The organism is Flavobacterium mesophilum (genome assembly GCF_039581405.1).
Lineage (GTDB): Bacteria > Bacteroidota > Bacteroidia > Flavobacteriales > Flavobacteriaceae > Flavobacterium.
Window position 1 is genome coordinate 267,111 of record NZ_JBCPXZ010000004.1, and the last position, 15,152, is coordinate 282,262.

A 15,152-nucleotide genomic window follows, 5' to 3' on the forward strand; every position below is an offset into this window, starting at 1 on the left:
TTAAAATTTAAAAAAAGTAAAGTTTTAAGACAAAAATCTTAGTCAAGAAATAAAAAGACACCCCTAAAACACTTTTAAAAATAAAGTATTAACATTTGAACTTCATAATCACAAATAAGTGCAAAAGAGCAAACTAAACGAAAAGCAAATTAACGTCTCAAAATGAACTACATTCCGTATCTTTGTGTTTTGAATTTTGATATATGAAAACAGTCATTGAAAATATACCAACTGGAAAACCTAAATGGTTAAAGGTTAAACTTCCAATTGGACAAAAATATACTGAACTTCGTGGTTTAGTCGACAAATACAGCTTAAATACCATTTGTACTTCGGGAAGTTGTCCTAATATGGGCGAATGCTGGGGTGAAGGAACAGCAACTTTTATGATTCTTGGAAACGTTTGTACACGTTCTTGCGGTTTTTGCGGTGTAAAAACCGGTCGTCCAGAAACTGTAGACTGGGATGAACCAGAAAAAGTTGCCCGCTCTATTAAAATCATGAATATCAAACACGCTGTAATTACAAGTGTTGACAGAGATGATTTGAAAGATGGAGGATCTATTATCTGGATTGAAACGGTAAAAGCAATCCGAAGAATGAACCCAAATACTACTCTTGAAACTTTGATTCCAGATTTTCAAGGAATCGAAAGAAATTTAGACCGAATCGTTGAAGCAAATCCTGAAGTGGTTTCACACAACGTTGAAACGGTTCGTCGATTGACACGTGAAGTTCGTATTCAAGCAAAATACGATCGCAGTCTTGAAGTTTTGCGTTACTTAAAAGAAAAAGGAATCAACAGAACAAAATCTGGCATCATGTTAGGTCTTGGCGAAACTGAAGAAGAAGTTTTTCAAACAATGACTGATTTACGCAACGCAAATGTAGATGTGGTTACACTTGGCCAATATCTTCAACCTAGTAAAAAACATTTGCCAGTAAAAGAATTTATTACTCCTGAACAATTCGAGAAATACGAAAAATTCGGACTTGAGCTAGGTTTCCGCCATGTTGAAAGCGGTCCTTTGGTTCGTTCTTCATACAAAGCACAAAAACATATTTTATAAAATAGTTTAACTGTTTAATCGTCAAATCGTTTAATCGAATAAATAATTTGACGACTAAACGATTAAACCAATCAACTAGATAATTGAAAACAAGAATTGCTATTAATGGTTTTGGAAGAATTGGAAGAAATTTATTTCGTTTGCTTTTAAACCATCCTGAAATTGAAGTTGTTGCCATCAACGATATTGCTGACAACAAAACGATGGCACATTTGATAAAATACGACAGCATTCATGGTGTTTTACCTTATGCCGTGAGCCATAATGAAGAATCAATTATTGTCGACAACAAACAATTTTTATTCTTTCACGAAAAAAGCATTTCAAATTTAGACTGGAAAAGCCATAATATTGATTTTGTAATAGAATCAACTGGAAAATATAAAACACACGAAGAATTAAATGCGCATTTGGAAGCTGGAGCAAAAAAAGTGATTCTTTCGGCTCCTTCTGAAGTTGACACAATAAAGACTGTTGTTTTAGGTGTGAATGAAAATATTTTGGACGGAAATGAAACCATAGTTTCAAATGCAAGCTGTACCACAAACAATGCGGCTCCAATGATAAAAATCATTGACGAGCTATGTGGCATCGAGCAAGCTTACATTACAACTATCCATTCATATACCACTGACCAAAGTCTTCATGACCAGCCACATAAGGATTTACGCAGAGCGAGAGGCGCAAGTCAATCAATTGTTCCAACAACTACAGGTGCAGCTAAGGCATTAACAAAAATTTTTCCTAAATTGCATCAAAAAATCGGAGGATGTGGTATTCGAGTTCCAGTTCCCGATGGTTCATTAACAGATATCACATTCAATGTAAAGCGTGCTGTTACTATTGAAGAAATTAATAAAGCTTTTGAAAAAGCCTCAAAAACAAATTTAAAAGGAATATTAGATTACACAGAAGATCCAATCGTTTCTGTTGATATTATTGGCAATACGCATTCGTGTTTATTTGATGCTCAACTTACTTCGGTTATTGATAAAATGGTAAAAGTTGTGGGTTGGTATGATAATGAAATTGGCTATTCATCAAGATTAATAGATTTGATTTTACTGATAAGAAAAACATAGATTCATTGTAAAAGCGTTGCCATACATGAAATACCACATTCTTATTCTTATTTGTTTTTTTAATTCATTTTTGTATTCTCAAACCAAAAAGAATACAGATAGCGTTTCCTATTACAATAAATTAGCCAATTCAAATCTTGATAAGCAAAAGTACAAACAAGCCGTTTTTTACACTAAAAAATCTATTGACTTTTGCCAAACAAACAATAAAACCGAAAATTTAGCCAATCAGACTTTTAAACTGGGGAAAATTTATTATAACCAGCAAAAATATGATGAGGCACTAAAAAACTTTCATAAAAGCGTTTCCTTATTTGACAAAGTAAAACCAACTTGCACTAAAATTTTGGCACTGCATTATATTGGAGCCTCAAACACTGCGCAGGGAAATTTTGAAATCGGAAACATCTATTACAAAAAAGCCGATAGTTTATTGCGACAACTAAAACTTGTTGACCATGCCGAAATTTTGGATTATCAAAAGGCAATGGCTTTAAAAATTGGAAAAAATCTACCACTTTCAGCAAAGACTTTCCAAAAAATAGTAAAGAAACCAGACAACCCAAAAATAATCAAAACCAAAGCCGATTCGTATTATCAGCTTGGATTGATCGAGACAACACTTAAAAGAAATGATTCGGCTTTAGTTCATTTTGACAATGCATTAGATTACAGTGCCAAAAACAATAATCTGACTCAAAAATCAAAAATCATACTTGCAATTAGCCAGTACTATAAAAAGAATCGAAACTTTGATCTTGCCTATTCTTATCTCGATGAGCATTATCAAATCGAAAACTATATTTTAAAACTGAAAAATGCGAAACTGGATTTCAACGATTTTGAAAAATTCAAAAAAACGCAATCCATAAACAATACGCTAAAACGCGAAAGTGATCAAAAAATCCAACTGAAAACCTATCGTTATTCCAAATTAGTAAGTATTTTGGCAATAGCCTTGATTTCTATTTTGTCGCTTTTGAGTTTGGCTCTATACAAAAACAACATTATTCGAAATCAGAATAATTTGCTTTTAAGAGAAAAAAACAAAGAATTGATTCTTGCCAAAAACAAAGCCGAAAAAGCGTCAAAAGCCAGATCTGAATTTTTGTCGACCGTAAGTCACGAACTCCGGACTCCTTTGAATGCAATCAACGGAATTACGCATTTGCTTTTAGAAGACAATCCAAAAAAGAATCAGTTAAAATACTTGGAATCTTTGAAATTTTCAGGTAATTACTTGACTACATTTATCAATGAGATTCTGGAAATCAACAAAATCGACTCTACAAAAGCTGAAGTTGAATATATTAGTTTCAATTTAAAAGAGCTTTTATTTAACATTCAAAGCTCTTTAAAAGAATTGGCTGCAGCCAATAAAAACTATTTCAATCTTGAAATTGATGAAGCTATTCCAGATAATTTAATTGGGGACCCAACAAAATTATCTCAGATTATACTCAACTTAATCAACAATGCTTTAAAATTTACACAAAACGGACATGTAAATGTGATCGCGAAATTGTATGCAATTGAAGAAGAAAATGCAACTGTGTACTTTGAAATCGTCGATACGGGAATTGGAATTCCGGAGGACAAATTGCAAACCGTATTTGAAAGTTTTTCTCAAGGCTCTATCGAAGTAAACCGCAAATATGGCGGTACAGGTTTGGGATTGACTATTGTGAAAAAACTCATTGAGCTTTTAGGCGGAGAAATAAAACTTAAAAGTGAAGTAGGCAAAGGATCAACTTTTACATTCAAGCTGAATTTCAATATCAATACGGAACCATTGGAAGTAGTAGAAGAAACATCTAAACTTTACAATGACAAACAACTTGAGCACAAATCGATTTTATTGATTGAAGACAATAAAATCAACCAGATGATTACGCGCAAAATGCTTGAAAACAAAGCTATTTGTTGCGAAATAATCGACAACGGTGAAGAAGCTGTCGAACTTTTGAAAGTGAAACGTTTTGACATGGTTTTAATGGATGTCCATCTGCCTGGCATCAACGGAACAACTGCGACAAAAATGATTCGCGAGTTTGACAAAACAACGCCGATTATCGCCTTAACTGCGATTTCTCTTGACGAAAATAGGGATATGCTTTTATCTTTCGGAATGAATGACGTTATTACCAAACCATTTGTTCCAGACGAATTTTATAGCACAATTGCTAAGTTTTTTGATTAATTTTTTTAGGCGCTAAGATACTAAGTTGCTAAGATTCTAAGTTTTTCTTTACGTACTCTAAAATTGTCGCATCAAAATTTTGTTGGTGGTTGATAAAGGAGCTTTTTATTGGCAAATAATACAATTGCGAAACCAATTTTGAATCTTTTAATCTCACATAATCTTTTTCGGTTGTAATTATTTTTCTTCCGTTTGCTTTATTTCGAATAGCGTCTAAATCTGCATCAGAGAAATGATGATGATCTGGAAAAGTCAAATATTCGTCCTTTTCATTTTTTAAATAATCAAAAAATGGTTTTGGTTTTGCAATTCCCGCCAAAAGCAGTTTTGATTCTGATTTAATTTTAACTACTTCAAGTTTTTCATTTTCTCCATAAATTATTTCATCATAATCTATAAAGGTAAAAAAGATCTGTTGCGAACAGCTTAACTTTAGCTTTAAGCGAATTTCGGCTTGTTCTTCTTCAGTCAAAATTTTAGGACATTTTGTAACCACAACAATACTTGCTCTTTCTGCTCCACTCCTGCTTTCTCTTAAATTTCCAGTTGGGAGCATAAAATCATCTGCATACAAATCTCCGTAAGAAGTCAATAAAATGTAAAAACCTGCTTTTACTTTTCTGTGCTGATAAGCATCATCTAGTAAAATAATTTCTGGTTTTTCGATCTGCGAAAGCAATTGCTGAATTCCGTTTGTACGATTGGCATCAACAGCAACCATCACATTTGGAAATTTTTGATAAAATTGAAAAGGCTCATCTCCCAAAATTTCAGCATTCGAATTTTCATCAGCCAAAACAAAACCTTCCGATTTTCTTTTGTAACCACGGCTTAAAGTTGCTACTTTATACTTATCAGATAATAATCGAATCAAATATTCAATTTGAGGCGTTTTTCCTGTTCCGCCAACGCTTAGATTTCCAACTGCAATTACTGGGAGATCAAATGAAGTTGATTTTAAAAACCCTTTATCAAAAAGAAAATTACGGATCGAAGTTATGAATCCGTATAAAATAGCGAATGGGAAAAGTAATTTTCGAAGTAAGTTCATTTTACGAAAGTATAATTTTTTTCGTTATTTTGTTTTAAGTTTTGGTGGAAGTCATAGAACTTGAAACCTAAAACCTAAAACGTGAAACAAAATTCAAAATGAAAATCAAAAATATCATATCCGTTCTGGAGGAAATGTCTCCTTTGGCATACGCCGAAGATTTTGACAATGTTGGACTTTTAGTTGGAAATTCTGAAACCGAAAGTACTGGAGTTTTAGTTTGCCATGACGCTTTAGAAAATGTAATTGAGGAAGCAATCAGTAAAAATTGCAATTTGGTCGTTTGTTTTCACCCGATATTATTTTCTGGAATCAAAAAAATCACAGGAAAAAATTATGTGGAGCGCGCTATTTTAAAAGCAATCAAAAATGACATTGCTATTTTTGCCGTTCATACCGCGCTTGATAATCATTCGCAAGGCGTAAACAAAATTTTCTGCGATGCTTTGGGTTTGACAAATACCAAAGTTTTGATTCCGAAACAAAATTTCATTCAAAAATTAGTGACGTATACTGTTCCTGAAAATGCTCAAAAAGTGCGTCAAGCTTTGTTTGAAGCAGGCGCCGGAACAATTGGAAATTATGAAAATTGTAGTTTTAACTCCAATGGAATTGGTACATACAAAGGAAATTCTGAAAGTAATCCAGTAATTGGTGAGCGTTTTGAATTGACAGAAACAGACGAAATTAAAATTGAGGTTACGTTTGAAAAACATCTTCAATCTAGAATCTTGAAAGCCCTTTTTGCAAATCATATTTACGAAGAAGTCGCTTATGAGATTTACAATCTTGAAAATTCGCATCAAAATATTGGTCTGGGAATGATTGGTGAATTTGAAAACGAAATGGATGAAAAAGAGTTTCTGCAATTTGTAAAAGACAAAATGATTGCTGACGGAATTCGTCATTCTGCTTTTTTAGGCAAGAAAATCAAGAAAGTAGTAGTACTTGGAGGTTCTGGCAGTTTTGCGATAAGAAATGCTATTCAGGCTGGAGCAGATGCTTTTTTGACCGCCGATTTGAAATATCATCAATTTTATGAAGCCGAAAACAAGTTACTTTTAGCCGATATTGGTCATTTTGAGAGCGAACGCTATACAAAAAACTATATTGTTGATTTTCTTCGAAAAAAAATTCTTAATTTTGCCATCATTTTATCGGAAGAAAATACAAATCCAGTTAAGTACTTATAAAATATGACGAATACGAAAGAATTAAGTGTTGAGGACAAGTTAAGAGCAATATACGATTTACAGCTTATTGACTCTAGAATTGACGAAATCAGAAACGTTAGAGGAGAACTTCCTTTAGAGGTTGAAGATTTAGAAGATGAAGTTGCAGGTTTGAGCACTCGTTCAGAGAAACTGAAAGGTGAACTTGAAGTGATTGAGGAGCAAATCAAAGCAAAGAAAATTGCTATTGAGGAGCATAAAGAGGTTATTAAAAAGTACACAAAACAACAAGAATCAGTACGTAACAACAGAGAATTTAATTCTTTGACAAAAGAAGTTGAATTTCAAGAATTAGAAATTCAATTAGCTGAAAAGCAAATCAAAGAAATGAAAGCTTCTATCGAGCACAAAAAAGAAGTTATTTCTAACTTAAAAGAAAAACTTGATGCTAAAAGCTCTCATTTAAAACATAAAAAATCTGAATTAGACGCTATCATGGCTGAAACTCAGAAAGAAGAAGCTTTCTTAACTGAGAAATCTGCTGAATATGCTGCACAAATCGAAGACAGATTATTAGCAGCTTACAACAGAATCAGAAGCAGTGTTCGTAACGGATTAGCTGTAGTTTCTATCGAAAGAGGAGCTTCTGCTGGATCTTTCTTCACAATTCCACCACAAACTCAGGTTGAAATTGCTTCAAGAAAGAAAATCATCACTGATGAGCACTCTGGAAGAATTTTAGTTGATACGCAGTTAGCTGAAGAAGAAAAAGAAAAAATGGAACAATTGTTCGCAAAATTCTAAATATCAAGTCCCGATTAAATCGGGACTTTTTTTTTGCCACTAATTACACAAATTTTCACTAATTGTTCTTTTGTGTAAACTAATGAGAATAAAAAATTCATGTTAATTCGTGTAATTCGTGGCAGACCTTTTTTTACCTTTAGAAAAAATTTAAGTTTTGGGAATTAAAAAAGGAATTCGTTTTATTACATTAAAATCGGTTGGATCTTATATTAACTTTTTAAGTTATGTGCGCCCGCAAAAGGCTGTTGAACTTTCTTATGCCTTATTTAGCCAGCCAAGAATTGGACGACTTGAGAAAGAATCACTACCAAAAGTTTTAAAAAATACAGAAACCGAAACGTTTCATCACAATGAACATCATTTTCAAACTTATATCTGGAAAGGAAATGAAACCAAAATTTTATTAGTCCACGGCTGGGAAAGCAATGCTTCGCGTTGGAAAAAAACATTACCTCATCTTCAAAAATCAGGAAGTACCATTATTGCCCTTGACGCACCGGCGCACGGACAAAGCAGCGGAAAAGAGTTCAATGTTCCTCTTTATGCTGAATTCATCAATAAGGCGGTAGAAAAATATCAGCCAGAAATCATTATTGGACATTCAATTGGTGGCGCAGCATCTGTGTATCATCAATATTTATTTCCGAATACGAGCATCAATAAAATGGTGATTTTAGGAGCACCATCTGAGCTAAAAACTTTGATCGACAATTATGTTTCAATGTTGAGTTTGAACACCAAAATGTTTTCACTTTTAGAAAGCAAATTCCTGGATCGATTTAATTTTAAATTGGAAGATTTTTCGGGACAGAAATTTGCATCAGAATTTAATATTCCTGGATTAATTGCCCACGATGTTTCGGATAAAATTGTTGCTTTTGAAGAAGGAAAAAAAATAGCCAGCAATTGGAAAAACAGCCAATTTATTGAAACAACAGGCTTAGGTCACGGAATGCATGATGACGATTTGTATGATAAAGTGATTGAATTTCTCTTTAACGAGCAAAGCTCTTTAGAAACAAAGTAATAAAGTAACAAAGGGACAAAGTTGCAAAGGCTCTCAACTTTGGCTTATCTTTAAATTACTATTTTAAAAATTCGGAACAATTCTTTTTCGCCTTTGCCGGTAATTTGGATTGCTCTTGAATTTTTCGTTTTTCGCAACCAATCATCCGCAATCATTTTATCCAATAAAGAAGAACCTATTGATCCTGCAATATGATTTTTTCTTTCACTCCAATCTAGACATGGTTTCAAGAAAATGCGTCTTTGCTTTTTGAGTTCTTCAACATTGATTCCAAAATCAGAAAACCATTTTTCTCCTTTTGAACTGATTTCAAATTCGCTATCAGTCTTCAAAATAATTTCTTGTTCCAGCAAACTTTCGGCAACAGCCACACCAATTTTTCCTGCTAAATGATCGTAGCAAGTTCTGCAATGTTTTATGGGTGAATTGTTGTCTGCCTTCTTTTTTTCAGGAATTGAAGGCGGAATCAAACTTGCCATGGCTTCAATGGCATAAGCCGTTTCTTTATTAGCAAATCTGTAATATTTATGACGCCCTTGTTTTTCAACAAACAATAATCCTGCATCAAGAAGTTTGGCCAAATGCATACTCATATTTTGAGGCGAAGTATTAGCAGTTATTGCCAATTCGGTTGCAGTAAAAGCCTTTCCATCAAGCAATGTCCACATCACAATCGCGCGCGTTGGGTCACCAAGTAATGCCGCTATCTTTACAAACTGATTTTCCATTTCAAAACAATCATAGTTAAGGGTAAACTGAAGTATTGAAGAATAAAGGTAAATAACTTTGCTAAAAAACATACACCATGTCAACTTTATTTCTACAATCGGAAACTAAAAACCCTTATTTGTTCTATCAAAAAAATATAGCAGAAAATCCTGTTTATTGGGATGAACTAAATAAAATATGGGCTGTTTATTCTTATGAATATTGTCTCGAAATATTAAATCATAGAAACGCGCACATTCCAGCAGTTTCGGAAAACAATCTGAATGAATATGCTTTAAAAATCAGCAGAAATCTGGCCCGACTTTCAAATGGAGTGCATCATGAAATCTCAAAAGAAACTGCAATGGTTCTTTTTTCTTATATGAAATCTGTCGGAGTGAATTCAATACTTTCTGAGTTATTCCTTGAAAATACCAGTACTGAAATAGATTGGGTCGAATTGATCTGCAAAAAACTTCCTGTTTTGGCTGTTTTAAAAAGCTTTGATTTTAATGACAATGATTCTCTTTTTATTTCAGAAAACATTTTTCAGCTTATAAAAATAATGCAACCCATTAAAAAGTCTGAAGACATCGAATTTATTAATATTGTTTCGAAAGAAGTTTTCTTGGTTGTCGAAAATCACATTCGTACACTTTCATTTTATGAAAATTTAATAACGACGATTTCAACGAAACATGGCATTTCTGAAGAAGAAGTAAAATCAATGCTTATCAGCAATTTAATTGGCCTATTTATTCAAAGCTATGATGCCGGAAGAGGATTGTTGAGTAATACATTGTTAAACTATTTTTCTGAAGAAATAAAATTCGACAAAACCGACAAAACTCAGATTCAGAAACTGGTTATAGAAACATTACGATTTGATCCGCCAATTCATAACACGCGACGAATTGCTATAAACGACATTCAATTGAATGGAATTACGATCCGAAAAAACGAATCTATTTTACTTGTTTTAGCTTCGGCAAACCGAGATTCCAAGCAATTTGAGAAACCAATGCTTTTTGATACCGAAAGAAAAAACAATCACGAACACTTAACTTTTGGAACTGGCGGACATATGTGTCTTGCCAAATATTTTTCTATAAATCTTGCAACAGAAGCATTGTATTATTTGTTCCACAGTTTTGAAAATATAGCTATTTTAGAACAAGAAATAGAATATGAACCGCTTATTAATGCCAGATTGCCAAAAGCAGTTTGGATTTCACTTTATAATTAAAAAACACAGAAAATGATAGCCGTAATTTTTGAAGTAATTCCGAATGAAGGAAAAAAGGAAGAATATTTAGATATCGCAGCGAGTCTGAAACCTGAATTAAGTCATATCGACGGATTTATTTCTATTGAAAGATTTCAGAGTTTAAGCGATTCAGGGAAAATTTTGTCTTTGTCTTTTTGGAGAGATGAAGACAGTATTCAGCAATGGCGAAATCTTGAAATGCATCGTCACGCACAGGAAAAAGGCAGAAATGAAATATTTAAAGATTATCATTTGCGAATTGCTACTGTAGTTCGTGATTATGGAATGTTTGAAAGAAAAGAGACTCCAGAAGATAGCAAGGAGTTTCACCGCCAATAAAGTTACAAAGGCACAAAGAAACAAAGGGACAAAGTTTTTCAAAAAATCTAAAATCTAAAATCTGAAGTCTAAAATTTAAATTTTGCCTACTTTTGCAGTATGGAAGAGAATTTAAAACGTCTGAATAAATTTATTGGAGAAACTGGTTATTGTTCTCGTCGTGAAGCAGATAAGCTGATCGAAGAAGGACGCGTAACATTAAATGGCGCTGTCGCAGAAATGGGGACCAAAGTTTCGTCAGAGGATGAAATACGTATAGACGGAAAGTTAATCGTGGAAAAACACGAAAAAATGATTTATTTGGCATTCAACAAACCTGTCGGAATTGAATGTACAACTAATCTAGAAGTTCGAAACAACATTGTCGATTATATCAATTATCCAAAACGTATTTTCCCTATTGGAAGATTGGACAAAGCCAGTGAAGGCTTGATTTTTATGACCAATGATGGTGATATTGTAAACAAGATTCTTCGTGCAAGAAACAATCACGAAAAAGAATATACGGTTACGGTAAACAAACCTATTACAGAGCGATTTATTCAAAGAATGGGAAATGGAGTTCCGATTTTGGATACTGTTACCAAAAAGTGTAAAGTAGAACAAATCAGCAAATACACTTTTAAAATCATTTTGACGCAAGGTTTAAACCGTCAAATTAGGAGAATGTCTGAATATTTGGGTTACGAAGTTACTGCGCTTAAACGTATCCGAATTATTAATATTTCTTTGGATGTCCCTATTGGTCGTTACCGCGATTTGACTGATGACGAAATAAAAGAATTAAATCAGTTGATTGAGCCTTCGAGCAAAACAGAAGAAGCAAGTCTTCCAAAAGTTGAAGCACCAGCTCCAACGCGAAGAAAGACTTTTATTTCAAAACACGATCCTAGATTTAGAAAAAGAGGAGATAAATAAATATAAATCAAAAAATGGCCATTATAAATATATAGTGGCCATTTTATTTATAGAATTATTTAACGGATGTCTACATGTATATCAATATCTACATCATTCATTCATCCAGCCAAGAAACTCATCTTTAACCGTTTGCGTGATGCGTACACCTTGGTTTAATTTGTCATCGTATCCACGAGTATGAATCCCAACAATTTCTTTGCTATTCCCTTTAGTAATGGCAGAACCACTGGCTCCTACTCTTGTCGAAATTGGATATCTAAGATATTTATCTCCTACTTCTTTAATAGGTCCTTTAGCGCTTGACATTTTTTCATCTAGCCATCCATACCCATTAATCTGAACTGCCAGATCTTTTAGTTCTTCGGTTGTTTTAACAATTAATCCAGGGAAACCGTCAACTGAATTCACTTTAGATGCAAGCTTGACAATTCCATAATCAAGATTAATATCTTTCTGTAAAAGGTCAATTTTATTTTCTAACAATAATATTTTTTCATGATGTTTGGATACTGAAACAGCAGGATATCCGTCTGGATACTTCCAACTTACTGCTTCTATTGACGGAAATGGCTTATCAGGATCATTGTAAGCTCTAACGAATTCTATTTTTGTTGCTTTACCTCCATCTTCAGAATCGTAGAGATTATGGGCACAAGTTAATACATAATGGCTATCGTTCTCATTACTTTTTGCAATTACTGTACCTGTTCCAAAATATTTTTTACCGTTCGGAAATGTCATTTTCAATAACCCGATAAATTTGTAGGGTGCTACTTTTGTATCTGCAACAGGATCTGGAATATTTCCAGGAATTGGTGCATAAACATTTTCTTCATTTAAATTATGTGCATTCATAGTTTTAATTTTTAAAAGTTAATTAACTTATTTTTTTTTAGTTATCTAGAAAAAGTACTCGACTCCTTCACCATTTGTTCTGCTAATGAGATTTCTTGCAAATGCTTCTTCATTTCTACTGGAACATCCATATCCATCGTTAAATGACATGAAGGACAAATAATGTTTTTCTTCATCACAAGATCCATCATCGTAAACTTAATCTTGAATCTGCAGGCAGGACATTCTAGTCCGTTAGGCTCCTCTTTTGGTTTTGAATTTTTCATAACTCTATTTCTTTTATGTTATTAATTTCACCCATCATTGCTAAAAGCTGAATAATACCACCCGGCATGTCTCCATCAATCATATTGAGCCTAACCTTCATGTTAGATTTCATAGTCTCCATATTACTAGCCGTACTTGGAGTCAGAAAGGCTTTTATCGCGGATTGTCTTTGAGGTAATCTTACAGCTGTGTCATCATCATCTAGCAATGAAGGAGGCTGATCTGCTTCGTCTACGTCTACGGTTATCATTTTAACTTTCATATCAAAATTGGCGTCTTTGATCCGTAGTAGCGGAAGCTGGATTAAGGAAAGTACAGGCAAACTAAAAACTTCCACTTTGCCCTGTTCGTTTCTATACGAAAAGCTGACCATTTTGAGTTTTGGCAATTTTCCCTTTTTATCCCAATCGTCAAATCCATAGTCCATTATAAATTTGGTTATTCTTTCAGATAAATCTATATCAGCCTGAATAACTGCTTCGAGAGGGGCCAGAAAAATATCTGTTAGTCTTGTTGCCCCTGTACTAAATAATCCTCTTCTCATTTTTCTGATGTGTTTGGTGGTACTCTTTCTACCATTAGATTTCGCATTTTCATGACTACTTTAGCATTTTGTATTGCATGAGGCGGAAGCTCTTTTAAAACCTGCGCATCTACAATTATATTTATGCTTTTTGGAATATATTTTACAGAAGACTTAACAGAATCATCAATTTCCTGAGTATGTTTTTCGAGATTGTTTTTGACTTTCTCTGAAACATCATTTAGACTAATATGCTTAACAAAGGGCGCCATATGCTGGTGATTCAAAATATTTCGTTCTACCGCATCTTGTGCAAGAGGAATTAATGTACTTGTCACAATCTGATGATGCTCTGACTCCTTTTCATTTGATTTATTAAGAAGCGTATCGAGATCATTAACAAAAGCCGTTTTTATATCAGCAAGCATAAAATCGATTAGTTTTCCGGATAAAAGATTTTTTTTGATCTCCAACCATTTGGCATCCAAGGATTCCGAAGAATGATCGACTTCATCAATAATCTTGTTTTGATACCTTAGCAAAGATTTTTTTATCAATTTTTTCATCTTATTGAATATCAAAACTATATCAAAACATTCTTGATATCCTATTTCATCTCTTTTCTCGTAAGCATAGTTTATATCTAATGTAATCTGTTTTATTTCAGCAGTAGGAATAGGGAGCAGGTTGTTATCCCGCTCACCTAATTTCTGAGAAAATACGTAAGAATGATACTGTGCCTCTACGAGGTTATTAAGAACATCTGTAAATAAATTTTCCACTGTCATGGCTGTACGTATTTAAGGTTAAAAAATCAATTAAGTCGTTGGCAATTGACCGATGAAAGATAGTACGCCAGACGCACTTAATCCTTGTTTAGCATCTGCAAGTGTAAAGCCCACTGCTTCGTCATAAGCATCTGCCGAAGTTAATACACCTTTTACACTAAATGTCACGTTACCATTGTCGTCTGTTGTTTGCTCTGTTACAGGATCAAAAGTGATGTTTTTACCTGTTTCAGGAGTAAACGTAACTTTTTCACCAGCTAGAACAAGACCGTTAGAGTCTTTAATATTTGCAGTTATATTTACAGCAAATTTTCCGTCTTTAGCTAAAGTCGCTGCATCAACCTGAGGGTTTGCAGGAGAGAAAGTAAACGTTCCTTTTGAATTTGCATCTGTAATACTTGACTGCAAAATATTCAAAACCGTTGCAAGTCCTGCTGGCATATCTGATTGTCCTGCATGCACTTGTACATCCATTGTATATTCTACAGAGTATTTAGATTCCTCAGAAGCTTTTGAATCTTTTTTACTTGAATAGTTAGCTTTAAACTCAGCAGAAACACTAAAAGGTCCATAACCAAAACTTGCTTTTGCGCTACCTCCTGCTTCTGTACTTTCAGATGAAGATGTTTCAGAAACTGAAGATGAAGATGCAGAAATATTAGCCTTGAAATTAATTTGTACCTCATCTATAGCAATATATGGTATTGGTACAATCGTTAAGAGCGGGACGATAAGCTTTGTCATTTGTCCGTTTTTGTTGTAGTAAAACGTCACGTTGACTGCTTCTTTTTTTCCTGTCGCTTTGTCTTCATTAAGACCTACTTGTTGAATAAATTCCCAACTTGTTTTAGCAGCCATAGCTTGAGCCTTGATTGCAGCATCAAGAGGGCCACCAATAAGGGATGAAAACGGTAATGCCTGTAAGGCATTTGTCGCCACTGTGGACGGAGTAGTATCGATTGGCATGATAAAAATTATTTAATTACCTACTCGTTTGGTTTTTCGGGTACACCTCGTTTTTTTAAGTGGATTCTGAACTCCACTACTCATCAAAAATCAAAAAACGCTAGCAATT

The 15,152-nt window shown here is 33.7% G+C and carries 16 protein-coding genes; 9 read left to right on the plus strand and 7 right to left on the minus strand.

The features are described from left to right. The first annotated feature begins 203 nt into the window (after positions 1–203). The 3 genes from lipA to AAYQ19_RS14380 all read left to right on the plus strand — a co-directional run bounded on the left by lipA (position 204) and on the right by AAYQ19_RS14380 (position 4,352). Complete coding sequence (lipA, locus tag AAYQ19_RS14370; RefSeq protein ID WP_343537157.1) at positions 204–1,070, plus strand: lipoyl synthase; 867 nt, start codon at positions 204–206, stop codon at positions 1,068–1,070. Between the two features lie 83 nt (positions 1,071–1,153). Then, positions 1,154–2,152, plus strand: a complete 999-nt coding sequence (gene gap / locus AAYQ19_RS14375) for a type I glyceraldehyde-3-phosphate dehydrogenase (protein ID WP_343537158.1) — start codon at positions 1,154–1,156, stop codon at positions 2,150–2,152. Between the two features lie 25 nt (positions 2,153–2,177). After that, complete coding sequence (locus tag AAYQ19_RS14380) at positions 2,178–4,352, plus strand: tetratricopeptide repeat-containing hybrid sensor histidine kinase/response regulator (RefSeq protein WP_343537159.1); 2,175 nt, start codon at positions 2,178–2,180, stop codon at positions 4,350–4,352. Positions 4,353–4,380: 28 nt separating this feature from the next. On the opposite strand, the gene lpxK is transcribed toward AAYQ19_RS14380, so the two are convergent. Continuing rightward, positions 4,381–5,403, minus strand: a complete 1,023-nt coding sequence (lpxK, locus tag AAYQ19_RS14385; protein WP_343537160.1) for a tetraacyldisaccharide 4'-kinase — start codon at positions 5,401–5,403, stop codon at positions 4,381–4,383. A 98-nt stretch (positions 5,404–5,501) separates the two neighbouring features. Between lpxK and AAYQ19_RS14390 the strand changes: the two genes are divergently transcribed. From AAYQ19_RS14390 to AAYQ19_RS14400, 3 genes are all read left to right on the plus strand, one after another. Next, positions 5,502–6,596 carry a Nif3-like dinuclear metal center hexameric protein gene (locus tag AAYQ19_RS14390; protein ID WP_343537161.1) on the plus strand — a complete coding sequence of 365 codons (1,095 nt, stop codon included), beginning with the start codon at positions 5,502–5,504 and terminating at the stop codon, positions 6,594–6,596. A gap of 3 nt (positions 6,597–6,599) precedes the next feature. Beyond that, positions 6,600–7,379 carry a zinc ribbon domain-containing protein gene (locus AAYQ19_RS14395; RefSeq protein WP_223708607.1) on the plus strand — a complete coding sequence of 260 codons (780 nt, stop codon included), beginning with the start codon at positions 6,600–6,602 and terminating at the stop codon, positions 7,377–7,379. 157 nt (positions 7,380–7,536) lie between these two features. Then, the gene (locus AAYQ19_RS14400; protein WP_343537162.1) at positions 7,537–8,409 is read left to right on the plus strand and encodes an alpha/beta fold hydrolase; all 873 of its coding nucleotides are present in this window, start codon (positions 7,537–7,539) and stop codon (positions 8,407–8,409) included. Between the two features lie 50 nt (positions 8,410–8,459). Here AAYQ19_RS14400 and AAYQ19_RS14405 read toward each other — a convergent pair whose 3' ends face one another. After that, positions 8,460–9,137, minus strand: coding sequence for an ArsR/SmtB family transcription factor (locus tag AAYQ19_RS14405; RefSeq protein WP_343537163.1), 678 nt, complete (start codon positions 9,135–9,137; stop codon positions 8,460–8,462). 77 nt (positions 9,138–9,214) lie between these two features. Here AAYQ19_RS14405 and AAYQ19_RS14410 point away from each other — a divergent pair, with 77 nt between their 5' ends. From AAYQ19_RS14410 to rluF, 3 genes are all read left to right on the plus strand, one after another. Next, positions 9,215–10,363: a cytochrome P450 gene (locus tag AAYQ19_RS14410; protein ID WP_343537165.1), complete on the plus strand. Its 1,149-nt coding sequence runs from the start codon at positions 9,215–9,217 to the stop codon at positions 10,361–10,363. 12 nt (positions 10,364–10,375) lie between these two features. Continuing rightward, positions 10,376–10,723, plus strand: a complete 348-nt coding sequence (locus AAYQ19_RS14415; RefSeq protein ID WP_343537167.1) for an antibiotic biosynthesis monooxygenase family protein — start codon at positions 10,376–10,378, stop codon at positions 10,721–10,723. 99 nt (positions 10,724–10,822) lie between these two features. Further along, the gene (gene rluF / locus AAYQ19_RS14420) at positions 10,823–11,641 is read left to right on the plus strand and encodes a 23S rRNA pseudouridine(2604) synthase RluF (protein ID WP_343537168.1); all 819 of its coding nucleotides are present in this window, start codon (positions 10,823–10,825) and stop codon (positions 11,639–11,641) included. 93 nt (positions 11,642–11,734) lie between these two features. Here the strand turns inward: rluF and AAYQ19_RS14425 are convergent, their stop codons facing one another. The 5 genes from AAYQ19_RS14425 to AAYQ19_RS14445 are packed head-to-tail and all read right to left on the minus strand — an operon-like array spanning position 11,735 to position 15,043. Continuing rightward, the gene (locus AAYQ19_RS14425; protein WP_343537170.1) at positions 11,735–12,499 is read right to left on the minus strand and encodes a trypsin-like serine peptidase; all 765 of its coding nucleotides are present in this window, start codon (positions 12,497–12,499) and stop codon (positions 11,735–11,737) included. A gap of 41 nt (positions 12,500–12,540) precedes the next feature. Next, positions 12,541–12,765, minus strand: coding sequence for a hypothetical protein (locus AAYQ19_RS14430; protein ID WP_343537171.1), 225 nt, complete (start codon positions 12,763–12,765; stop codon positions 12,541–12,543). Further along, positions 12,762–13,310: a DUF2589 domain-containing protein gene (locus tag AAYQ19_RS14435; protein ID WP_343537173.1), complete on the minus strand. Its 549-nt coding sequence runs from the start codon at positions 13,308–13,310 to the stop codon at positions 12,762–12,764. Before AAYQ19_RS14435 ends, AAYQ19_RS14430 begins: the two co-directional genes overlap by 4 nt. Continuing rightward, a complete protein-coding gene (locus AAYQ19_RS14440) occupies positions 13,307–14,077 on the minus strand; it encodes a hypothetical protein (protein ID WP_343537175.1) in 771 nt (256 codons plus the stop codon). The genes AAYQ19_RS14435 and AAYQ19_RS14440 overlap by 4 nt, the downstream gene beginning before the upstream one ends. A gap of 30 nt (positions 14,078–14,107) precedes the next feature. Continuing rightward, positions 14,108–15,043: a DUF2589 domain-containing protein gene (locus AAYQ19_RS14445; protein ID WP_343537177.1), complete on the minus strand. Its 936-nt coding sequence runs from the start codon at positions 15,041–15,043 to the stop codon at positions 14,108–14,110. Positions 15,044–15,152: the final 109 nt, after the last annotated feature.

Excerpts from the sequence above, each read along its gene's own strand:
- AAYQ19_RS14440 (WP_343537175.1), bottom strand. The coding sequence starts at position 14,077 with ATGACAGTGGAAAATTTATTTACAGATGTTCTTAATAACCTCGTAGAG.
- AAYQ19_RS14380 (WP_343537159.1), top strand. The coding sequence starts at position 2,178 with ATGAAATACCACATTCTTATTCTTATTTGTTTTTTTAATTCATTTTTG.
- AAYQ19_RS14425 (WP_343537170.1), bottom strand. The coding sequence starts at position 12,499 with ATGAATGCACATAATTTAAATGAAGAAAATGTTTATGCACCAATTCCT.
- AAYQ19_RS14430 (WP_343537171.1), bottom strand. The coding sequence starts at position 12,765 with ATGAAAAATTCAAAACCAAAAGAGGAGCCTAACGGACTAGAATGTCCT.
- AAYQ19_RS14390 (WP_343537161.1), top strand. The coding sequence starts at position 5,502 with ATGAAAATCAAAAATATCATATCCGTTCTGGAGGAAATGTCTCCTTTG.
- AAYQ19_RS14415 (WP_343537167.1), top strand. The coding sequence starts at position 10,376 with ATGATAGCCGTAATTTTTGAAGTAATTCCGAATGAAGGAAAAAAGGAA.
- lipA (WP_343537157.1), top strand. The coding sequence starts at position 204 with ATGAAAACAGTCATTGAAAATATACCAACTGGAAAACCTAAATGGTTA.
- lpxK (WP_343537160.1), bottom strand. The coding sequence starts at position 5,403 with ATGAACTTACTTCGAAAATTACTTTTCCCATTCGCTATTTTATACGGA.
- AAYQ19_RS14405 (WP_343537163.1), bottom strand. The coding sequence starts at position 9,137 with ATGGAAAATCAGTTTGTAAAGATAGCGGCATTACTTGGTGACCCAACG.
- rluF (WP_343537168.1), top strand. The coding sequence starts at position 10,823 with ATGGAAGAGAATTTAAAACGTCTGAATAAATTTATTGGAGAAACTGGT.
- AAYQ19_RS14410 (WP_343537165.1), top strand. The coding sequence starts at position 9,215 with ATGTCAACTTTATTTCTACAATCGGAAACTAAAAACCCTTATTTGTTC.
- AAYQ19_RS14435 (WP_343537173.1), bottom strand. The coding sequence starts at position 13,310 with ATGAGAAGAGGATTATTTAGTACAGGGGCAACAAGACTAACAGATATT.
- AAYQ19_RS14445 (WP_343537177.1), bottom strand. The coding sequence starts at position 15,043 with ATGCCAATCGATACTACTCCGTCCACAGTGGCGACAAATGCCTTACAG.
- AAYQ19_RS14395 (WP_223708607.1), top strand. The coding sequence starts at position 6,600 with ATGACGAATACGAAAGAATTAAGTGTTGAGGACAAGTTAAGAGCAATA.